Annotated in this window: 16 protein-coding genes; 3 read left to right on the top strand and 13 right to left on the bottom strand. The window is 62.9% G+C overall.

Annotation, left to right across the window (positions count from 1 at the left end; all coding sequences use genetic code 11):
- Positions 1-16: 16 nt before the first annotated feature.
- The 9 genes from R2R70_RS04215 to R2R70_RS04175 all read right to left on the bottom strand — a co-directional run bounded on the left by R2R70_RS04215 (position 17) and on the right by R2R70_RS04175 (position 11,787).
- Complete coding sequence (locus R2R70_RS04215; RefSeq protein ID WP_348471964.1) at positions 17-1,312, bottom strand: DUF3100 domain-containing protein; 1,296 nt, start codon at positions 1,310-1,312, stop codon at positions 17-19.
- Between the two features lie 362 nt (positions 1,313-1,674).
- Positions 1,675-2,961, bottom strand: coding sequence for an AGE family epimerase/isomerase (locus R2R70_RS04210; RefSeq protein WP_410977351.1), 1,287 nt, complete (start codon positions 2,959-2,961; stop codon positions 1,675-1,677).
- A complete protein-coding gene (locus tag R2R70_RS04205) occupies positions 2,961-4,304 on the bottom strand; it encodes an MGH1-like glycoside hydrolase domain-containing protein (protein ID WP_410977350.1) in 1,344 nt (447 codons plus the stop codon). Before R2R70_RS04205 ends, R2R70_RS04210 begins: the two co-directional genes overlap by 1 nt.
- Before the next feature lie 67 nt (positions 4,305-4,371).
- Positions 4,372-5,406, bottom strand: a complete 1,035-nt coding sequence (locus R2R70_RS04200; protein WP_107334666.1) for an ABC transporter ATP-binding protein — start codon at positions 5,404-5,406, stop codon at positions 4,372-4,374.
- 101 nt (positions 5,407-5,507) lie between these two features.
- Entirely contained in the window at positions 5,508-6,425 is a 918-nt protein-coding gene (locus R2R70_RS04195; protein WP_225996575.1) for a carbohydrate ABC transporter permease, read from the bottom strand.
- Complete coding sequence (locus R2R70_RS04190) at positions 6,425-7,273, bottom strand: carbohydrate ABC transporter permease (protein ID WP_043334942.1); 849 nt, start codon at positions 7,271-7,273, stop codon at positions 6,425-6,427. Before R2R70_RS04190 ends, R2R70_RS04195 begins: the two co-directional genes overlap by 1 nt.
- Positions 7,274-7,477: 204 nt before the next feature.
- A complete protein-coding gene (locus tag R2R70_RS04185; RefSeq protein WP_410977349.1) occupies positions 7,478-8,746 on the bottom strand; it encodes an extracellular solute-binding protein in 1,269 nt (422 codons plus the stop codon).
- Between the two features lie 157 nt (positions 8,747-8,903).
- Positions 8,904-9,905 carry a substrate-binding domain-containing protein gene (locus R2R70_RS04180; RefSeq protein WP_284726973.1) on the bottom strand — a complete coding sequence of 334 codons (1,002 nt, stop codon included), beginning with the start codon at positions 9,903-9,905 and terminating at the stop codon, positions 8,904-8,906.
- 412 nt (positions 9,906-10,317) lie between these two features.
- Positions 10,318-11,787, bottom strand: a complete 1,470-nt coding sequence (locus tag R2R70_RS04175) for a sugar porter family MFS transporter (protein ID WP_410977564.1) — start codon at positions 11,785-11,787, stop codon at positions 10,318-10,320.
- Positions 11,788-12,116: 329 nt separating this feature from the next.
- Between R2R70_RS04175 and R2R70_RS04170 the strand changes: the two genes are divergently transcribed.
- From R2R70_RS04170 to R2R70_RS04160, 3 genes are all read left to right on the top strand, one after another.
- Complete coding sequence (locus R2R70_RS04170; RefSeq protein WP_410977348.1) at positions 12,117-13,007, top strand: MBL fold metallo-hydrolase; 891 nt, start codon at positions 12,117-12,119, stop codon at positions 13,005-13,007.
- A gap of 106 nt (positions 13,008-13,113) precedes the next feature.
- Positions 13,114-14,469 (top strand): FAD/NAD(P)-binding oxidoreductase, encoded by a 1,356-nt coding sequence (locus R2R70_RS04165; protein WP_410977347.1) that lies wholly within the window; start codon positions 13,114-13,116, stop codon positions 14,467-14,469.
- Entirely contained in the window at positions 14,462-16,288 is a 1,827-nt protein-coding gene (locus tag R2R70_RS04160; RefSeq protein ID WP_410977346.1) for a SulP family inorganic anion transporter, read from the top strand. The genes R2R70_RS04165 and R2R70_RS04160 overlap by 8 nt, the downstream gene beginning before the upstream one ends.
- 154 nt (positions 16,289-16,442) lie before the next feature.
- On the opposite strand, the gene R2R70_RS04155 is transcribed toward R2R70_RS04160, so the two are convergent.
- From R2R70_RS04155 to R2R70_RS04140, 4 genes are all read right to left on the bottom strand, one after another.
- On the bottom strand, positions 16,443-17,909 hold the full coding sequence (locus tag R2R70_RS04155; protein WP_410977345.1) for an aldehyde dehydrogenase family protein: 1,467 nt from the start codon (positions 17,907-17,909) through the stop codon (positions 16,443-16,445).
- Between the two features lie 63 nt (positions 17,910-17,972).
- Positions 17,973-18,716: an MBL fold metallo-hydrolase gene (locus R2R70_RS04150; protein ID WP_410977344.1), complete on the bottom strand. Its 744-nt coding sequence runs from the start codon at positions 18,714-18,716 to the stop codon at positions 17,973-17,975.
- Positions 18,713-19,489, bottom strand: coding sequence for a carbon-nitrogen hydrolase family protein (locus R2R70_RS04145; protein ID WP_410977343.1), 777 nt, complete (start codon positions 19,487-19,489; stop codon positions 18,713-18,715). Before R2R70_RS04145 ends, R2R70_RS04150 begins: the two co-directional genes overlap by 4 nt.
- A complete protein-coding gene (locus R2R70_RS04140) occupies positions 19,486-20,850 on the bottom strand; it encodes a purine-cytosine permease family protein (protein WP_410977342.1) in 1,365 nt (454 codons plus the stop codon). The genes R2R70_RS04145 and R2R70_RS04140 overlap by 4 nt, the downstream gene beginning before the upstream one ends.
- Positions 20,851-20,918: the final 68 nt, after the last annotated feature.

Here is a 20,918-nt window from a genome sequence, read left to right as displayed (position 1 = left end):
CCCGAAGCCCGCGTGATCAGAGCAGTGCCTGCGCCACGACCGCCGAGCCGATATAGGTGCCAGTGAAGACCAGCAGCGAGATGATCACCAGCTTCCAGCCCGCCTGGCGGAACATGCTGAACTCGCGCTTGCTCAGCGCCAGACCCGCATAGCCGAGTACCGGCGTGACGATGGCGAGGAAGTTGACGAAGCCCAGCTGTTCGGTGATCCAGCCGCTGCCCGGGAACCACGGCAACGTCATCAGGATGCTGACCAGCGACACCCAGGCGATGGCCGGCAGGTAGAAGGGCATGACGCGGGCGACCAGCAGGCCGAGCATGGTCATCACGTACAGGATCAGCATGCCGGGGGCGGCGTCGATCAGGCTGGCACCATTGATGGTGTTGACCACCCAGCCGACCACGCAGACGGCTGCGACGACCATGGCCGTCTTGCCCAGCTGGTTCTCCGGGCGGTCTTCAACCAGTGCCTCGGAGGCGAGCTTGGCTTCCTCGTCATTCATGGCGTCATCGCTGGCGGCCCGCTTGCGGCTGAAGAAGCGGAACAGGCGCTCGGCGACCGGCAGGGCGATGAACAGCGAGACGTAGAGGCCGGTGGCATAGGTCAGCAGGTTGCTGGCGCCGGCGAAGGCCAGCAGCTCTTCGCCCATCTCCGGCAGGGCACCGGCGATGGCGCCGGAACACGCCGCCACCATGCTGCCGCTGCCGACACCGCAGGCCATGGCCAGCGCACGCGGGTCGAAGATGTCCAGTGAGGTCAGATAGCCCGCCATCAGCGCGAACCACAGGGTGCCGAACATGGTGCCCACGACATAGACGCCCATCACGCCGACGCCTTCCGGGCCCTTGAGGCCGTATTTGTCGGAGATGATCGCGATATTGGGTTCACGCGCGATGGAGTAGGTCGCACCGATCGCCTCACGGCCCATCTTGAGCACCACCACCGCGATCGGCATCGCGATCAGCATGGTGCCCAGGTTGCCCAGTTCCTGCAGGATCAGTGCCGGACCCGCCGAGATCAGCTGCTCGATGGCCGGGCCGATGGTGGAACCGAAGCGGGCGATGAACGGCATGATCGACAGCAGGATGACCGGCCCTGCCGCCGCGCTGACCACCGGCGGGATGAAGCGCCTGGTGCCACTGAACAGGTGCGGATTGCACAGTACGGCGGCAATGAAGGCATAGAACAGCGGCAACAGCAGCAAGGTGCCGGGGCCGAGCGGGAACTTGAGAATACCGATCAGTTCGGCGCCGAGAGACAGCACCACGACCAGCAGGTGCAACCGCCAGTCCAGGAGTTGAGAAAGGGGCATGTGGGACTCCGCTTGTTATTGTAGTTTCTTCAGCTGATGAAACGTCTGGAATGCAGCGCCTCGGGGCATGCCCGCGGCTGTCGGCTGCCACCCTCTGTCGGGGCGGTCAGCGCAATCCAGTATTGTCAGGAGCGGTGCTCTAAAGAAACACGGAGGGTGTTCGAAATAATAGCGCGGGTCGTCATTGCCACTGAACCAGGCGCCCACAACGCAGCGACCCGACACGCCGCGGGAGGCGGCGTGTCGGGTCGTCGGGTGTATCGAACGTGTCGGGTGTATCGAATGTGTCGGGTGTGTAGAGAGTAAGAGTGACGAGCGTGTCGCGACTGGCTGCGGGCCACCATTCACGGCCCGGCGGGCAGTCAGTCGCGGGTGATCACGCGCAACAGTTCATGGCAGGCGCCGAGACTGTGATAGTCACACTTGGCACCCGGCGAGCTCTTCAGGTCATCGAAGCGCTGGTTGTCGGCATTCAAAAGGCGATACCAGGCACCGTGCTGGTGATCGATGAAGTGCTGCCAGGCGTAGCCCCACAGGCGCTCGTACCACTCGGCGTAGTGTGAATCTCCGGTGGCCTCGTGCAGCAGCGCCGCGGCCACCAGGCTCTCGGCCTGCACCCAGAAGTACTTGTCGTCGTCGCAGATGGTGCCATCCGGCGCGAAGCCGTAGTAGATGCCGCCGCGTTCGCTGTCCCAGGCCAGATCCAGGGCGGTATCGAACAGACGCTGCGCGGTCGGCAGCAGCCAGTCGTCATCGCGATGACGCTTGAGCATCAGCAGTAGCTTGGCCCACTCCGTCAGGTGCCCCGGCTGGAAGCCCCACGGACGATAGAGGTTCTTGGGGTCGTCGCGGTTGTAGTCCCAGTCGACGTTCCAGTCGCGATCGTAATGCTCCCAGATCAGGCCATCGGCCTTGGCGGCCTGACGCTGGCAGATGTTGCTGGCCAGGGTCATGGCCCGCTCCAGATAGTGCGCCTCGTCGGTGGCCTCGAAGGCGGCCAGCATGGCTTCACAGGCATGCATGTTGGCGTTCTGGCCACGGTAGTCGGACAGCGTCTGCCAATCGGCGCTGGCCTCGTCGGCATAGAGACCTGCCTCTGGCGACCAGAACTTGTCTTCCATCAGCGCGCGGGTCTCCTCGAGCCAGCCGCGGGCCTCCTCGATACCGGCGCGCCAGGCCGTCGCATAGGCCAGCATCACGAACGCCAGGCCGTAGCACTGGTTGGTGTGGTCTGCCTCGCCTTGCTCGCTCAGCGACCACAGGTAGCCACCGGTCTGCGGATCGAGATGCACATCGCGCAGGTAGTCGATGCCGTGACGGGTCGCGGCCAGACACTGCTCATCATTGCTGCGCAGATATTCCATCGCGAAGTTGAAGACCATCCGCGTGCTGCTGACCAGATGACGCGCCGCGGGCGCATACACGGTGCCATCGTCGCGCCAGGCCTGGAAGTAGCCACCGCGCTCATGATCTATCGCCTTGGGCAGATAGAAATCCATGATCGAGCGGATATGCGTGTCCAGAAAGCCGCGGCTGGCGAACGTTGCCGGCATGGGCGGTACTGCCTGGCGTGACAGCGGTGCCTTTTGCGGTGCCTGCGCCAGTGGAGAGGCTTGTTGAGACTGTTGCCGAGAGGCGTGCTGAGTCATCAGGGAGCCTCCACGACGCCGGCTGCCGCCTTGCTGGCAGTGAAGCTCTCCAGCGGGTTGAGCCAGTAGAGGTCCATCGCGGCGGTCCAGGAGAAGTCGCGACCGCCACAGCCTTCGCCGGTCACCGAGTTGAAGTACTCGTAATAGCCGGCGGCCTCGATGCACTTCTGGCTGGCCTGCTTGATCTGGTCGGCCTCGCGGGACATGCCATATTCCTCGCAGCCGATGGCCAGCATCCAGTTGATGTGCAGCCAGCTTGGTCCGCGCCAGTAACGCTTCGGCTCGAAGCGGGTGCTTTCCGGATGGGTGGAGGCGACACCGAAGGGCGCCTGTTCCAGCCATTCCTCGATCAGGCCGCCCATGCGCTGCGCCTGGGCGCCGCTGGCGACCCCGGCGAACAGCGGCAGGATGCCGGCGGTGGTGACGTGCTCCAGCAGCACGTTGGCACGCGCATCGCGGCTCAGGAAGCAGCCCAGCTCATCGCTCCACAGCGCCTGCACGCCTTCCTCGGTGCGCGCCAGCGACTGCTTGAGGCTGAAGAGCGCCTCGCCGTGGGTGTTGACCAGACCCAGACCGGCGGCATCCTCTTCGCACAGCGCGATCAGGTCGCGCGTGCCACGGTGCAGGATGGAGATCAGGCTGATGTCCTCGACGCGGTACGGGCAGTCGCGATACAGCACCTCGGCCTCGTGCTCGTTCTGCTGGAAGAACTTCACCAGATAGATGTAGCGATCATATTCGTACTTGTGCGGGCGCTCGGACGGATCGACCAGCCCGGTATCGCGACGCACGTATTCGGCATCGACCGGCGGCACGCCAGCCAGCGGGCCATCCCACTGGGGGCTATTGTCCATGCCCGATTCCCACGGGTGATAGCTGCACACGCGGCCGGTGTGTTCCGGATCACGATCGCGGTAGAACCACAGGTGGTAGCGGATGACGCCGGGCAGGGTGGCGGCCAGCTTTTCCTCGGCAAGCCGGCGATCACGGCCTTCCTCGAACAGCAGCTTCATGACGCTGGCCAGCACCGGCGGCTGGGAGATGGCACTGGTCGACGGGCTATGCTTGACGCCCCAGACTTCCGGCCCCGGGAAGTAGGTTTCCGCGTCACCGTGGAAGACGATGTGCGGCACCATGCCGTTGTCCCACTGACCTTCCAGCAGGCGCTCGACCTCACGCCAGGCACGCGCTTCGTCACCGGCGGCCAGCCAGCCCAGCGCGGTGATGGCGGCGTCCCAGTTCCACTGGAAGGGGTAGAGGCCACGCGTGGGCACGGTGTAGCCGCCCAGGTCGTTGAGCTTGAGAACGTCGTGAGCGCTGAGCGCGTCGAGCTTGGCATTCATGTAAGTCGGCTCCGTTCGGGATGAAAGGTTTGGGCTGAAAGGTTGGGTAGAGAGGGGTCGGGGTGCCTTACGCCGACATCAGGTGGCCGCTGTGGTCGTAGAAGCGCACCTTCTCGGCCAGCGGGCGGATGTGGATGTCGCTGCCATTGCCGACATCGAGATCACTCGGCACGTTGACGCGAATCATCTCGTCACCGAAACGCGCGGTCAGCTGCTTGTGAGACCCCAACAATTCCGAGACCAGCACGCGCACCGGGGCGAAGTTCTCGGTGGGCTCGAAGCGCACCTCGAAGTCCTCGGGGCGGATACCGCACTTGTGCACCTGCTGGCTCGACTGCTCGGGGCGGGTCGGGTGATTCCAGCGTGCATCCGGCGGGATGAAGTTCATCGGCGGATTGCCGATGAAGCTGCCGACGAATTCGGTCGCCGGGTAGTGGTAGATCTCGGAGGGCGGCGCGTACTGCTCGATCTGACCACCCTTCATGACCGCGATACGGTCCGCCAGGCTCATGGCCTCGACCTGGTCGTGGGTCACGTAGATGGTGGTGGTGTCGGAGGCGGCGAGAATGGTCTTGAGCTCGGCGCGCATCTCCAGACGCAGCAGGGCATCCAGATTCGACAGCGGCTCATCCATCAGCAGCACTTCCGGCTCCATCGCCAGGGCGCGCGCGACCGCGACACGCTGACGCTGACCGCCGGAGAGCTGACCGGAGTAATGATCGAGGCGGTCCTCGATATGCATCAGTGCGGCGGTTTCCTTCACCTTGCGCTGGATATGCGCCTCGCTGTCCTTGCGCACGCGCAGGCCGAAGGCGATGTTCTCCGCCACGGTCATGTGCGGGAAGACGGCGTAGTTCTGGAACACCATCGCGATGCGGCGATCGCGCGGTGCCAGCGAGGTGATCTCCCGCTCGCCGATGCGGATCGAGCCGCTGCTCTCGTATTCCAGCCCCGCGATGATGCGCAGCAGGGTGGACTTGCCGCAGCCGGACGGGCCGAGCAGCACGGTGAATTCCTTGTCGCGGATCTCGAGATCGATGGACTTGAGGATTTCCTGCTTGCCGAACTGCTTGCGTACGGCGCTGATTTGGATGGCTGACATGGTCTGACTCCTTTGATCGAGAGCGGCGGCGAGGAAGTGAACTCGCTTGCGAGAGACGATGGAGATCGCCGCCGGTCATTGGCCTGATGAGCGGGCGTACGTTAGCGGTTGGAAATGCCCCACATGCTGAACAGGTACTTCCTGATCGCGAACAGGAACAGCAGCGCCGGGACGACCAGAATCAGACCACCGGCATACTTGATCTCGGCAGGTGACTCGGAAAGGCTCTGCACCAGGAAGGCGGTCAGGGTGCGGTTCTCGACGGTGAGAATCGCCGAGGCGAACACCTCGTTCCACGAGATCACGAAGGCGAACACGGCCGAGGCGGTGATGCCCGGCGCGGCCAGCGGCAGCACCACGCGGCGGAAGGCCTGCCAGCGGTTGCAGCCCATCAACCAGGCGGCTTCCTCGAGTTCCACCGGAATGCCCATGAACAGGCTGGAGGTGATCAGCACCGCAAACGGCAGTGCCAGGGTGGCGTGCACCATCGCCAGACCCAGGATGGAGTCATCGATGCCGACCTGGATGAAGATGACGGCCAGCGGCAGCGCCAGCAGCGGCATCGGGAAGGCCCGCGACAGGATGATGATCATGCGGTAGGCATTCATGCCCGGGAACACGAAGCGGGCCAGCGCATAGCCTGCCGGCGCGCCGAGCACGATGGCGATCACCATGGTGAAGACGGCGGCCAGCAGCGAGTTGCCCAGCGCACTGATCACGCCCTGGTAGTGCCAGAAGAAGTCGAGGGTCTCGAAGCTCAGCGCCGGGGTCAGGGTCTTGGGCCAGCCGGTGATCTGCTCCGGCGTGCTGACGCTGTTGAGCATCAGCAGGGCGATGGGCACCAGCACCCACAGCACCAGGATCGAGACGCCAGCCCGGAACAGCCATTTCCAGGCCATGTCATTGCGACGAGGCTTGTGGGCGGTCTGTGCCACCTGGCGTGAGGAGTCGGCTGAGGAGTCGCTTGCGCGTGACGAAAGCGATGACGGCATGACGGCCTCGGAAGAAGAGGATTTCATCAGCGGGCCTCCTTCGGCACATTGAGGAACTTGATGTAGAAGCCGGTGATGACCACCGAGATCAGCATGATCAACACCGCGTAGGCCGCAGCGGCACCCGTCTGCTGGTAGAGGAACTGCCAGTCGAAGGTCTCGCTCATCAGTACCGGCATGTCACTGCCGCCCAGCATCATCACCACCGCGAAGACCTCGAGTGCCAGCAGGGTGCGCAGAATCAGCGCCGACTGGATGCTGGGGCGCAGCATCGGCAGGGTGATCTTCCACAGGCGCTGCCAGTAGCTGGCGCCGAACACCTGACCGGCCTCGTCATATTCCTTGGGGATCAGTCCCATGCCCGATACCAGGATCACCAGCACGATGGCGGTACCGCGCCAGATCTCGGCGACCACCACGGCCAGGAACAGCGCGAAGGCATTCTGATAGTTGAGCCAGGACGCCGGCGCATCGATCACGCTGACCGCACTCAGGAAGCTATTGAGGAAGCCGAACTGCTCGAGGATCGCCAGCCAGATGATGCCGGCGGCCAGATCGGAGATGCCCAGCGGGATGGTCCAGATGTAGAGGATGCTGTCGCGGCCCTTGTTCATCTTGGTGACCATCAGCGCCATGCCGATGGCCAGCACCAGCTGCAGCGGCACCACGACCCCGGTCAGCAGCAGAGTGTTCTTGAGTGACGGCCAGAAGTTGAAGTCCTGATAGATGCGCGTGAAGTTGGCCAGGCCCACGTTGCCGTCACTGCTGGTGAAGGCCTCGGCGAAGATCTGGATGAACGGATAGAGAAAGAAGGCACCCATGAACAGCAGGCTGGGGGCGATCAGGTAATAAGGTAGCCAGCGATCGTGCTTCATCTTTGCTCACCTTTGGCGTTGTTGTGATGGCTTGTCGGAATGGTTTGGTGGCACCGGGTCGGCATGACAGGGGTTGGCGTACCGTCATGGCAACCCGTCGGGGGGTGCCGTTGCTGCTGCTGTGTTGCGAGTGCTGCTGTGTTGCGAGTGCTGCGTGTGTGGCGAGTGTTGCGTTCTTGAGTGCTGCGTTCTGGCGCCAGCGGCTTACTTGACCGGGCAGGGACCGTCGCTGGGCGTATCCGGGAGCCAGCAGCCTGCACCTGATGTGTTGATCAGCGTCTGCAGGCGCGGGGCGAGGATATCCAGCGTCTCCTCGATGTCGGCGTCGCGCAGTACGATCTGCACGAAGGCATCGCGGTAGATCTTGTTGAACAGGCCCGACTGCTGGCCCAGGCCGCTGGGCAGCAGCGAGAGCACGGCGTCATCGGCGGAGGATTGGGCCGCGACCGCCTTGCCGGACATGCGAATGCTGGCGGGCAGGTCATCGGGCAGTTCAGCCTCCACCACCGGGAAGAAGTTGGTGGCCCGCAGGGTGCGAATCTGGGCTTCCGGTGTCATCAGATAGCGGATCAGCTTGCGCGAGGCATCGGGATTCGTGGCATTGGCGGGTACCGCCAGGCCAGCGACCACCGGCATGTAGCCGCGTCCGCTGGGGCCAGCGGGGGCCGGGAAGGCCACGTACTGATCCGGCTGCTTGTTGAAGGCATCCTTCAAGCGCGCGGTGTGATCGAAGGCGACCCACACCTCGCCATTGAGCAGCGGTTCCTGCATAAAGCCGTAGGCGGTGGAGCGTGGATTGGTCACCGCCCAGATCTCGCGGAACTTCTGCCACATGGCCACGGCGTCATCGCTGCGGAACTCACGCACCACCGAGTGGGTGAAGGACGGGTAGAGATAGCCTTCCAGGAAGCGGTGGATCAGCCCCTTGCGACCGGCCGGGAAGCCCAGCTTGGGGCTGCCGGTGGCCTCCTGCATGTTGCGGCCCCAGGCCAGCAGCTCGTCATAGCTCAGTGCGTTCAGGTCGGCGCCTTCGGGCAGGTAGGGCAGCGCCTTGCGGTTGGCGGCCATGATGTAGGTCGCCTGCATCCACGGGATGTAGCGCTGCTGGTCGCCGCCCAGCTTGCCCAGCGTCATGTACTGCTGGCTGATGCCCGCGTCCGCAAGCGAGCCTTGCAGGTCGTCCAGCGGCGCCAGAATGCTGGGCGTCAGCGACCCCAGTTCGCCGTGCAGCCCGCCGAGCAGGTCCAGCGCGCCATCGGGGCTGGTCTTCTCCGCCTCGAGACGCGACAGGAAGGTGCCCGTCTCCTGCGGCATGTAATTGATGGCCTCGGCGTAGGGTGCCAGCGCGATCTCGCGCATCTGCTGGGCCTCTTCCAGCGGTCTGGCCTGGGTGCTGAAAAAGGTGATGTCAGCGAGGGCGGACGTACTGCTCAGCAGCGCCAGCAAAGCGAGGGCGGTTGGCATCTTGCGCATGGAGGTCTCCCCGGTCGGGTGTTGTTTTTCTGGCGTCACGCTGACCACGTTCTGACGGTGGCATTTTCAGATCAGGCGTTTTGCAGTCAGGCGTCTGGCGTCGTGAGATCAGTCGGTGGTCCAGTGTGCTCAGGCATGTGTGCTCAGGCATGTGTGCTCAGGCAGTGGTATCGCGCAGCAGCAGGTCGTAATCGAAGCAGCGATGGCGTGGCGCGCCATCCTGCGGTGCTAGCACCAGTTCGATCAGCGCCTGACTGACGGTCTCGAACGAGATGTCCAGGGTGCTGAGGCTGGGCTGGCGGTACATCTGCGGCGGCAGGTTATCGGCGCCGATGATGGCGATGTCCTTGCCGGGTGTATGGCCGCAGGCGCTGACCGCTTCCATCACGCCGTAGGCGAAGATGTCGCTGGCACACACGAAGGCGGTGGGGGCGTTGGCCCCGGACAGCGCTTCATGGGCAACCTGATAGGCGCTGGCATAGCCGTGCGGGCAATGGCGCGAGCTGGGCGCGAGGCCGGCGTCGTGCATCGCCTGCAGATAGCCGGTCTCACGTTCGACGGCGGTATAGAGGTCGCTGAAGAAGTTGAGGAACAGGATGTTGCGATGGCCCAGGCCAATCAGATGGCGGGTGGCGCGCATGAAGCCGTCGGCGGCATTGATGTCGACCCAGTCGTGTTCGCTGGCGCGGCCGGTACGACCGTGAGTGACGAAGGGGATGCCGCTGTCGAGCAGGAAGTCGACGCGCGGGTCCTGAATGCGGGTACGTGCCACCACGAAGGAATCGACCTTGCCGCCATCGATGAAGCGCTTGTAGGTGTCCAGCTCGTCGCGGTCCTCGGGCACCGTGGTGACGATGAGGTCATGTTCCGGTGCGGCGTCGTGCAGCGCCTGGCCCAATGCGACCAGCAGGCGGGTGTTGAACTGATCACGAAAGTCGCCCTGGGCGCCGTTCATGATGTAGCCCACCGAGGAGGTGCGGCCTGTCTTGAGTCGGCGTGCACTCTGATTGGGCTTGTAGCCCACTTCACTGGCGTAGGCCTGCACTCGCTCACGGGTCGTGGCGCTGACATCCTCGAATCCGCCCAATGCCCGCGAGACCGTCGTGACCGACAGGCCCAGCTGGCTGGCGAGATGCTTGAGTGTGATGTTCGGCGGCATGGCACTTTTCCTTTGCGGTAACTGTGAGCGGAAACCGTTACCCGAAACGTTTCGGAAGCGATCTTTTCACTGTTTTGATTAGCTTGGCAAGAATGACGAGACCAAAGAATATATCCGTAATAATCCCGACATATGGCGCTGAAAATCGCCGCTCTGGCTGGCGATTGAGCCGGCGACGATACCACGCTATTTGCACGTAGCGATCTGGCGCGCGTCAGCGCAGGAGTAGGGCAGCAAGCCATGTGCGTTGTGGGTAGCGGAGCCGCTCTCATGTCGTGAGGCGACGCTCGGCGGGGGCTCCTGACGGGCATGACTGCCAGAGCCATAAACGCCGACACCCCGCACAGGGCGGGGTGTCGGCGTCTGTAGAGCGTTATTCGAGTCAGACTTCAAAGCTAAGTCGTCAAGAGCCTCAGTTGCCCTGTGGCGCGAGTGCCGCGGCCTGCTCCTGCTCCTGCTCCTTGCGCGAAGGGCGGATCAGACGGCCCTGCAGGTCCTCAAGCGAGACACCCTTGGTCTCGGGCATGAAGAACAGCACGAACACCAGTTGCAGCAGCATCATGACGGCGAAGAAGGCAAACACCGGCCCGCCACTGAAGTGGCTGAGGATGGTCGGCATCAGCAGCGCGATCAGCGCCGCGAAGATCCAGTGCACGGAGCTGCCGAAGGACTGGCCCATGGCGCGTACCTTGTTGGGGAATATCTCGGAGATGAATACCCAGATCACCGTGCCCTGGCTCATGGCATGCGCCGCGATGAACACGCCCAACAGCACCGGTACGCCGTAGCCGCCCATGGCGGAGAAGTCCTCGAGATGGAAGGCCCAGGCGATCAGGCACAGCGACACCAGATAGCCGGCAGAGCCGATCTTGATCAGGGTACGGCGCCCCAGCTTGTCGATCAGCGCCATGCCCAGCAGGGTGAAGACGAGGTTGATCACCCCGATGCCCGCCGTCGAGAGCAGGGCAGCACTCGCTTCCAGCTGCGCCTCGGCCAGAATGCGCGGCGCGTAATAGATGATGAAGTTGATGCCGGACAGCTGGTTGAAAGCCGCGATCAGGAAGGCGAACAGCACCGGCAGACGATAGCGCCAGGCGAACAGACGGGTGTACTGCTTGGCACTTTCCTCGCTTTCGGTGCCGCGGATGATGGCGATTTCCTCGGCGATGTCGGCCTTGGGGTTGATCAGCGCGATGATCTCGGCGGCGGCCGTCTCATCGTTGCGCTTGAGGATCAACCAGCGTGGGCTGCGCGGCACCTTGCAGATCATCAACAGATAGAGCGCGGCCGGCACGGCTTCCACGCCCAGCATCCAGCGCCAGTTCTCACCATCGATGAAGCCGATGAAGTAGTTGGAGACGAAGGCGATCAGAATCCCGAAGACGATATTGAACTGATAGAGCCCGACCAGCGCACCACGCCGCTTGCGCGGTGCGATTTCCGAGATGTAGATAGGCGCCGCGACGGATGACGCCCCCACGCCCAGTCCGCCCAGCAGACGGAAGAACGAGAACACATAAGGGTCAGTGGCCAGCGCCGATCCCAGCGCCGAGACCAGATAGAGGATACCGATGCCGATCAGCGTGGCGCGGCGCCCGAAGCGATCGGTCGGCCAGTTGCCGAAGATGGCGCCGATCACCGTGCCCCACAGGGCCATCGACATGATGATGAGGCCGTGGTTGAGATCGCTCAGCCCCCATTGGCTCTGCAGTGAGGTATCCGCTCCCGAGATGACGGCGGTATCGAAACCGAACAGAAAACCGGCGAGGGCAACCGTGATCGACCATTGAAGTATGCGTGGCATGGCGTGTCTCATCCTTGAGGGCGGGTGTAAGAAAAGGGCGTTGGCGTGAGCGGCGAGAGACAGGTGCAGCCGAGCCATCATGTTGATGTCCTCTGCAGGCGCAGATAAGCGTCTTTAGCTGTCATTTCGTCCGGATATGCCTTGGATAGGCTTAGATGAATCGTGTCACCTGGCAATGTCAGCCTATCTGCCCTGCTGCGTGCCATCCGCTATACCTTAGGGGGAGAGTCACCCTGAGAGCCGCCATCTCTCTACCTCGACTCAGGAATTCCCTCGCTAGAACAGCAGGTTATTGAAATTGCCTTATTGTTATTCTTTATAGTTTTAACGTTATTCTTTTTTGCGTTGTTGCCGCTTCAGGCGTAGGCTTGAGACATCAATCCTTGAGCGAAGCAGGAGGTCGGAAGATGGCAACCTCAACACAGCGCCCCCAGGTCGAGAGCTTCTTCGACGAAGACAGCAACACCTTCACGCACCTGGTGCGCGACCCGCAGTCCCGCCAGTGCGCGATCATCGATCCCGTGCTCGACTTCGATTATCCCGCAGGCCACACCAGCACCCGCTCAGCGGATGCCTTGCTTGCGCATATCGAAGCCGAGTCCCTCGAGGTGGCGTGGATTCTCGAGACCCACGTGCACGCCGACCATCTGTCAGCGGCTGCCTACCTGAAAGGCAAGCTGGATTGCCAGCTGGCGATCGGGGCGCGCATACGCGAAGTGCAGGACATCTTTGCCGATATCTTCGCCGCCGAGGCGGGCTTCGCGCGTGATGGCCGCCAGTTCGATCGCTTGCTGGAAGAGGGCGACAGCCTGGCGATCGGGGGGCTTGAATGCCGCGTGCTGCATACGCCGGGCCATACGCCGGCTTGCATAAGCTACGTGATCGGTGACGCCGTCTTCGTCGGCGATACCCTGTTCATGCCCGATTACGGCACCGCGCGCTGCGATTTCCCCGGCGGCGATGCGCGTACGCTGTATCGCTCGATTCACAAGGTGCTTTCGCTTCCGGACAGCACGCGCATCTTCCTGTGCCATGATTATTCGGCTGAAGGGCGGGAAGGCTTCTGCTGCCAGACGTCGGTGGGGGAGCAGCGTGAGCACAATATCCATGTGCATGACGGCATCGATGAGCAGGCCTTCGTCGATATGCGTACCAAGCGTGATGCCGGGCTTGGCATGCCGCGTCTGATGCTGCCGGCGGTACAGGTGAACATGCGTGCCGGCCAGATGCCGCCGGCGGAAGACAACGGTCACGCCTATCTGAAGATTCCGCTCAACCTGCCGTTTGATCAGCTGTGATGGCTGCCATGTCGGCAGGGAGTATGTCCAGGCGCTTTGCCTATGTAGCTTGCTTACGTAATTTTGTGACTCAAATGGACGAATTTCCGCGATGGGAGCCTTATCGATGAGCCAGAGCACGCCACATACCCCGCCAGTTTCGGATTCTGCAACGACGCCTTGTGACAACCAGGGGGCTGATTCGGCCGCGGAAGCGACCCGCGCCGCCAATCACCGCCTGGCACCCAACGCCCACAAGGTGGTGATCATCGGTGGCGGGGCCGGCGGTATCGCGGTGGCGGCCAGTCTGCTCAAGCGCCAGCCGGGCATGGACATCGCCATCGTCGAACCCGCCGAGCAGCATAGCTATCAGCCGGGCTGGACGATGGTCGGTGGCGGCATCTTCACGCCGGAATTCACGCGCAAGCCGATGCACTCGGTGATGCCCAAGGGCGTGCACTGGTATCGCGATACGGCCACCGGCATCGATGCCGAGGCACACGAAGTCACGCTCGGCAATGGCCATCGCCTGCGCTACGAGCGCCTGGTGATCGCCATCGGGCTGGAGCTGGACTGGGGCGCCATCGACGGGCTTGAGGAGACGCTGGGAATGAATGGCGTCACCTCCAACTATCGCTATGATCTCGCGCCCTATACCTGGCAGCTGGTGCAGACCCTCAAGGGTGGCAAGGCGCTGTTCACCCAGCCGCCGATGCCCATCAAGTGCGCCGGTGCGCCGCAGAAGGCGATGTATCTGGCCTGCGATCACTGGCAGCGCGAGAACGTGCTGTCGCAGCTCGAGGTCAGCTTCCACAACGCCGGCGGCGTGATGTTCGGGGTGCCGGCCTACGTGCCGGCGCTGGAAGAGGCGGTCGCGGGCTATGGCATCGATGTCAGGTTCCATCAGCGGCTGGTCGCGGTGGATGGCGAGACGCAGACGGCACGCTTCGAGGTGCCGGCAGCCGAGGAGGGCGGCGAGCCGCAGATCGTCGAGCAGTCATTCGACATGATGCATGTGGTGCCGCCGCAGAAGGCACCGGCGTTGATCGCGCAATCCGGGCTGGCCAATGCCGCTGGCTGGCTGGATCTCGAGCCCGAGACCCTGCAGCACATGACCCATCCCGACATCTTCGGGCTGGGCGATGTCAGCGGTACCTCGAATGCCAAGACTGCCGCGGCGGTGCGCAAGCAGTCCCCCGTGGTGGTCGAGAACCTGCTGGCCACGCTGACCGGTGGCGCGCTCACCGCAGGCTATCGGGGCTATGGCTCCTGCCCGCTGACGGTGGAGAATGGCCGCATCGTGCTGGCGGAATTCGGCTACGGCGGCGAACTGCAGCCGACCTTCCCCAAGTGGGTCAATGATGGCACGCGTCCGACTCGCCTGGCCTGGCAGCTCAAGGCGCGGGGGCTACCGTTCATCTACTGGAACCTGCTGCTCAAGGGCCACGAATGGCTGGCGCGTCCGGCGTCACGCGATGTCTGAGCCGGTTCGAGAGGCAAAGGGGACGTGGCTTGCCCGCTGGCTGCCGCTGGTGGGTTGGCTTGCCCACTATGACCGCCACAGTCTCGTGCGTGATCTGCTGGCGGCGGTGATCGTCAGCGTCATGCTGGTGCCTCAGGCGCTGGCCTATGCACTGCTGGCGGGGCTGCCGGCGCAGGTCGGCCTTTACGCCAGCATGTTGCCGCTGGTGCTGTATGCCCTGTTCGGCACCAGCAGCACCCTGGCGGTGGGGCCGGTGGCGATCATCTCGCTGATGACGGCCTCGGCGATCGCGGGCATGAGCGGCGCCGATGGCGCGGCGCTCACCACGCCCGAGATGCTGGCCGCCGCGCTGCTGCTGGCCTCTCTCTCCGGTTCGATGCTGATCGCCATGGGGCTGTTGCGCCTGGGAGTGCTGGTGAATTTCATCAGCCACCCGGTGATCTCGGGCTTCATGACTGCCTCGGGCATCCTGATCATCGCCAGTCAGCTCGGGCCCATCACTGGCCTGAGCCTGAACGGCGGCAATCTGATCGCGATGGGCGAGTCGCTGTCGGCAGGCGCGCAAGGGCTGCACTGGCCGACACTCGCCATCGGGCTGGGCTGCCTGGCGTGGCTGATCCTGGCACGCCGCCATCTCAAGCACGGCCTGATGGCCTTGCGGATGAGTGAGAGCGCGGCGGGCATGCTGTGCAAGACCACGCCGATCATCGCGGTCATCGTCTCCAGCCTGCTGGCTTGGGGGCTGAGTGATCCTCTCGTTCAGGACAAGAGCGGCATGGCGCTGGTCGGTGCCGTGCCCGGTGGGCTGCCCGACCTCAGCTTGCCGAGCCTTGTCAGCCATGACTGGTCGGGTCTGCTGATCTCGGCACTGCTGATCAGCGTGGTCGGCTTCGTCGAATCGCTGGCGCTGGCCCAGACCCTCGCCGCGCGCCGCCGTCAACGCATCGACCCCGACAAGGAGCTGATCGCGCTGGGCGTCTCCAACATGGGCGCAGGCGTCAGCGGCGGCATGCCGATCTCGGGCGGGCTGTCGCGCTCGGTGGTCAACTTCGATGCCGGTGCCGCCACGCCCTTGGCGGGGGCCTTCACCGCCATCGGCATTCTGCTCGCCAGCCTGTGGCTGACCGACTGGCTGGCGTGGCTGCCGCGCGCGACGCTGGCGGCGATCATCATCGTCGCCACCACCAGCCTGATCGACATCGCGGCGATCAAGCGCACCTTCCGCTATTCGAAGGGTGACGGTGCGGCGCTGATGATCACGCTGATCATCACTCTCGCGCATGGGGTGGAGAGCGGCATCATCGTCGGCATCGCCGTGTCGCTGGGGCTCTATCTCAAGCGCACCAGCCAGCCGCACAGTGCGTTGGTTGGGCGCGTGCCGGGCAGCGAGCACTTTCGCAATGTTGAGCGTCATGAGGTGGAGACCGACCCCGAACTGGCGATTCTGCGCATCGACGAGAGCCTGTATTTCGCCAATGCGCGCTATCTGGAAGACACGGTGCTGGCGCTGATGGCCGAACGCCCCTCGCTCAAGCATCTGGTGCTGGCCTGTCAGGCGGTCAATTTGATCGATGCCTCGGCACTGGAAAGCCTGGAAGTCATCAATGAGCGCCTGAGCGCCGCTGGCGTGAAACTGCATCTGAGCGAAGTGAAGGGCCCGGTGATGGACCGCCTAAAGTGTTCGGAGCTGCCGGCCAATCTCGGCGGCGACATCTACCTCAGTACCTTCGATGCCTGGCAGGCGCTGAGCATTCACGGCAGCCACTGCGGCCAGTCCTGCGCCCGGGACGGTATCAGCCAGACGGCTGCAGTCGGCTGATGGGATCAAGGGCTGGTTGCAAGGAAGAGCCGTGAAGGGAAAGCCGTAAAGGAAAAGCGGTGAAGTAAAAAGATGAACGAAAACGCCCCGCCTCGGTGCTTGCCGAGGCGGGGCGTTTTCTTATCTGGTCACACAAGCTGCTCAGTCAATACGTTCAGTCAAGTACTGGGCCGATGATGTGCTTGACCTCCAGATAGCCCGCCAGGCCCCACGGCCCCAGCTCACGGCCGATGCCGCTGCGCTTGAAGCCGCCCCAGCTGGCCTGCACCAGCGGCAGCTGCTCGCTGTTGTACCACACCACCCCAGCGCGCAGGCGACGGCCGAGCTGCTGGGCGCGCCTGGCATCGCCGCTGACCACCGTGGCCACCAGCCCGAAATCACAGTCATTGGCGAGGCGGATCGCCTCGGCCTCATCGGCGACGCGGCGCGAGCACAGCACCGGCCCGAAGATTTCCTCACGCCACAGACGGCTTGCTACCGGCACATCGGTGTAAAGCGTCGGCGCCACGAAGTAGCCCTTGCTCGGCAGGCTGCGATGGGTGCCATCGCGCAGCGCCGTCAGGCCTTCCTCGCGCGCCACGTTCAGATAGCTCAGCACGGTGTCGCGCTGGCGGGCGCTGGTCATCGGACCCATCTGGGTCGCGGCGTCCAGCGGGTCACCCAGCACCAGCGCATCGATGCGGCTGGCCAGTGCGGCGTGCAGCTCATCGGCGATGGCCTCGTGCACCAGCAGGCGCGAGGTGGCAGAGCAGATCTGACCGGCATTGAAGTAGATGCCCGCCATCACCCAGTCGGCGGCTTCCTCGACGTCGGCATCGTCGAGCACGATGATCGGCGACTTGCCGCCAAGCTCAAGGGAGACACCGCGCGTGCCGCAGGCTGCGGCCTGCATGACCTTCTCGCCGACCACATTGCTGCCGGTGAAGGAGATCTTGTCGATGCGCGGATGACGAGTCAGCGGCGCGCCGATGCCCTCGCCATCGCCGTGCAGCAGGTTGAATACGCCCGCCGGCAGACCGGCTTCCAGCGCGATCTCGGCCATCACCTGCTCCGGCAGCGGCGTCACTTCAGACGGCTTGATCACCAGGGTGCAGCCCGCGGCGAGCGCCGGCGCTACCTTCCAGGCGCTGGTGACCAGCGGGAAGTTCCACGGCGTGATCAGTCCCACCACACCAGCCGGCTCGTGATAGGTGTGCGCGGCATAGCCCTCGACATCATGCGCGACCTCCGCGCCCTGACGCGCATCCAGCGCGCGTGCCTGGGCGGCGTAAAAGCGGTAGCAACCGATGGCGTCATCGAGATCGATCTCGGCCTCGGCGCGAATCTTGCCGTTGTTGCGACACGACATCTCCACCAGCGCTTCCCGGCGTGAGGTCAGCCCCTCGGCGAAGGCCTCCAGATAGACCGCACGCTCGGCGCCACTCAGTGCCTGCCAACCCTCGAAGGCCTCGGCGGCGGCCGCGACGGCGGCCTGTACATCACGCGCATCACCTGCCATCACCTCGGCGATGACGGTCTCCTCGAAGGGGTTGGTGACCGCCAGACGACGCTCGCCGTGGGACTTGACCCACGCATTGTTGATGAACTGATGATCGAGCCTGTGCATGGACGTTCCTGACATGTGAGTTCCTTGCCTGAGGGTTTCTGGCATGAGTAATGTGAGATTTCGTGAAGCTAGGTCGGCTTAGCGCTGATGGACCCGAAGCCATTGATCAATGAGTGCGCGCAGGTGTTTTCCCGAGAAACTCGGGAAGTGGCCGCCATGCACAGTTCTTATTGGTAACTCGCGCAAGCGTCTGAGACTGGATGTGTAATCATCCAGATCGCTGTGATAGGCATCCTCGATAAGCTCACCGTCATAGATGACGTCGCCCGATATCAGGGTGCCGGTGCGTGATTCCCAGAGTGACAATCCACCCGGTGAATGCCCTGGAGTATGCAATACCGTGAAAGAGCGATTTCCCAGATCAATTACGTCACCATCTTCCACTTCGGCAATCTTGGCGGGGGATGTGATGCGATATCCGGTGTGCGTGTAGGGGGCAGGTGGCAGCACATCGAACATCTCATCGTTCAGGAACAGGTTCGCCAAGGTGCGCTGGTTATCAGGCGCGGCCAAAATACTGGCTTCCGCAGAGTGCACATGGCAACACTCGAACTCATGGGCAGCACCGATGTGGTCGAAATGACAGTGGCTGGCGATTGCCGTGATCTCTCGCTCTGCCAGCAAGGCGACCTGCCGCCTCAATGGCACTGCCCCCAGCCCGAAATCCACGACAAGATCGCGTTCTCGGCCGCGGACGTGCCAGATGTTGCAGCGATAGAAAGGTTTGATGCCCGGTTCATCGATCAGCGTGATGTCATCACTCAGACGGCGTGTTCGATACCATTGCCCGTCAGTACCTCGGGGGAGGGAGAAATGTGTCATGGGACTAATCTCACTGGCGGTCGCAAATCCTTGAGATAGTTCTGATGTCGCTGGCTTTCGGGAATCCGCTCCAGATCGATATCGATCACCAGTGAACCGGCCTGAGAACCTAACTGACCGATGATCTCACCATCAGGACCTGCCACCAGGCTGTGTCCGCAATAGTGGAGGGTGTCCTCGCTGCCTGAGCGATTGATACAAGCGACGAAGCATTGGTTATCCATTGCGCGGGCACGTATCTGCAGTATCTGGCGCTCGGCATTCGGCAGCATGTTGGCCGTCGGTGAAAGGATGACCTCGGCTCCCGACTGTGCCAGTGCTCGTGCCATCTCCGGGAATTCATTGTCGTAGCAGATCATCAGTCCCAGCCGGCCCAGACGTGTCTCCACGACGCACAATGCCTCTCCCGGTGTGAAGTGGCGTGTCTCTTCATCCCACAGGTGGCGCTTGTGATAGCTGGCCAGTGTCTTGCCATCTTCCCCGATCAGCACCGCTGAATTTCTCAAGCAGCCGTCAGCCTGCCGCTGCGCTACGCCAAACAGGATAAATAGGCCGTGGCTGCGTGCCAGTGCGGCTACCTGGTGCTGCAGAGGCCCGTCGTCAGCCAGCGCTTCGAGCTGCCCGAAGATGTTGTAGCCCGTCAATGCGAGTTCGGGAAGTGCCACGATATCCACCCCGGCAAGTACCGCCTGCTCGCACAGGCGGTCTAGGGTATCCAGATTGTGTTTGATATCGCCGCGTATCGGATTTGTCTGTGCGATCAATAGTCTCATGCGGCGCGGTCCGTATTTATACTGGAGGGCTTGGAATCCATGCTGGCGGTCGCATCCCTGTCTTGCGCCAGTACCATTGTGCCCAGCCAGTAGAGCCCCCCCGTGATCAGGAAGACTGGCAAGGAAGCACCGAAGGCTAACGGGGAGAACAATGTCCAATAAGCGGCAAGTGCAGCCCCCATCAGATAGGCCCCGATCGCGACTCCTGCTGTCTTGCGCCCCACTTGCTCGGTCGCTTCCAGAAGCGATTCGTCATAGCCCTGAGTTCCCACCAGGTAGTAGTCCACGATCATGACCGCAAACGCTGGAATGAACAGTGCGCCGATGATGAGCAGGAAGTTCTGGAATTGATCTAGAATGCCCGGAATCAATGCGCCGAATACGGTTACGACACCTATGATCAGTGCTGGCTTCCAGAAGCTCATCTTGGGAGCGACATTCATGCAGGACAGAGTCGCGCTGTACACCGCCATCACGTTGGTTGTCATGACAGAGAAGAAGATGACCAGTGCTGCCGGTAACCCGAATCCGAAACCGGAGAGGAGGCGAGTCGGGTCATAGGTCTGTTCCATACCGTTGAGAACGGAGAGCCCAGAAACAGCCGCTCCCAGGCCCATTGCAATCAATGCTGCCAGCACGTAACCGGCATAGGTGCCCCATACCGCGATCGCACCACTCTTGCAGTTACGGTTGTAGTCAGCGGAAGTGGAGATCCAGGAGAAGGCCGTGGCAATCACGATATCGAAGGCAATCCCCAGGGTGACTCCATTGCGTGCTTCCTGCGGAATGTCGATCAGCGTGGTCAGATCGTAGTGGCTGTTCAGTTGGTAGATGACCAAGGCGGCCAGGCCACCCATTGCCAATGCGGCCCAGCGCTCTACTCGCTCGATACCAAGATGACCGCGCAAGACAATCACCACGACTACGACCTCGCACAGAATGGTCATCAGTGGCAGGTTGGAATATCCCGTCACCTCACTGATGGCATAGTCCAGGCTCATGCCGGCCAGCAACGCCTGAATCCAGCTCCAGGCGATCAGCACCCCCATATTGATAATCGAGATGAGCTTGCTTCCGAGGGGGCCGTAGGCTCGCCTCGTCAACACCATGCTCGGCAGGCCGGTGCGTTGGCCCATCAGCCCGACCAGCAACAGGGGTATAGCACCTATCAAGGAGCCCACCACGATGCTTCCGATAGCCGTCGAGAAGGCCAGATCAGGTACCAGTAGCATCCCTGTCAGGATGGTAGTCACGACTACATTGGCCCCTAGCCACAATGCCAGGGTACCGACGGCGCCCATGCTTTTATGTTGTTGATGGTTGAGTGTGTCCTTGCCAATGAATCCTTCAAGTATCGACATACCAGAGCCCTCTTGTTTGTTCTTGTTGATCTCGCTGGTGAGTGACTATCTGTCGTTCAGGCTCGCAT

It is taken from the genome of Cobetia sp. SIMBA_158 (assembly GCF_046566945.1).
Taxonomy (GTDB): Bacteria; Pseudomonadota; Gammaproteobacteria; order Pseudomonadales; family Halomonadaceae; genus Cobetia; species Cobetia amphilecti.
The sequence above is the reverse complement of the archived record's forward strand: the minus strand, read 5'-3'. Positions and strand labels throughout refer to the sequence as shown.

Coding starts and splice junctions, on each gene's coding strand:
- R2R70_RS04215 (WP_348471964.1), bottom strand. CDS start 1,312: ATGCCCCTTTCTCAACTCCTGGACTGGCGGTTGCACCTGCTGGTCGTG.
- R2R70_RS04210 (WP_410977351.1), bottom strand. CDS start 2,961: ATGACTCAGCACGCCTCTCGGCAACAGTCTCAACAAGCCTCTCCACTG.
- R2R70_RS04205 (WP_410977350.1), bottom strand. CDS start 4,304: ATGAATGCCAAGCTCGACGCGCTCAGCGCTCACGACGTTCTCAAGCTC.
- R2R70_RS04200 (WP_107334666.1), bottom strand. CDS start 5,406: ATGTCAGCCATCCAAATCAGCGCCGTACGCAAGCAGTTCGGCAAGCAG.
- R2R70_RS04195 (WP_225996575.1), bottom strand. CDS start 6,425: ATGAAATCCTCTTCTTCCGAGGCCGTCATGCCGTCATCGCTTTCGTCA.
- R2R70_RS04190 (WP_043334942.1), bottom strand. CDS start 7,273: ATGAAGCACGATCGCTGGCTACCTTATTACCTGATCGCCCCCAGCCTG.
- R2R70_RS04185 (WP_410977349.1), bottom strand. CDS start 8,746: ATGCGCAAGATGCCAACCGCCCTCGCTTTGCTGGCGCTGCTGAGCAGT.
- R2R70_RS04180 (WP_284726973.1), bottom strand. CDS start 9,905: ATGCCGCCGAACATCACACTCAAGCATCTCGCCAGCCAGCTGGGCCTG.
- R2R70_RS04175 (WP_410977564.1), bottom strand. CDS start 11,787: ATGGCTCGGCTGCACCTGTCTCTCGCCGCTCACGCCAACGCCCTTTTC.
- R2R70_RS04170 (WP_410977348.1), top strand. CDS start 12,117: ATGGCAACCTCAACACAGCGCCCCCAGGTCGAGAGCTTCTTCGACGAA.
- R2R70_RS04165 (WP_410977347.1), top strand. CDS start 13,114: ATGAGCCAGAGCACGCCACATACCCCGCCAGTTTCGGATTCTGCAACG.
- R2R70_RS04160 (WP_410977346.1), top strand. CDS start 14,462: ATGTCTGAGCCGGTTCGAGAGGCAAAGGGGACGTGGCTTGCCCGCTGG.
- R2R70_RS04155 (WP_410977345.1), bottom strand. CDS start 17,909: ATGTCAGGAACGTCCATGCACAGGCTCGATCATCAGTTCATCAACAAT.
- R2R70_RS04150 (WP_410977344.1), bottom strand. CDS start 18,716: ATGACACATTTCTCCCTCCCCCGAGGTACTGACGGGCAATGGTATCGA.
- R2R70_RS04145 (WP_410977343.1), bottom strand. CDS start 19,489: ATGAGACTATTGATCGCACAGACAAATCCGATACGCGGCGATATCAAA.
- R2R70_RS04140 (WP_410977342.1), bottom strand. CDS start 20,850: ATGTCGATACTTGAAGGATTCATTGGCAAGGACACACTCAACCATCAA.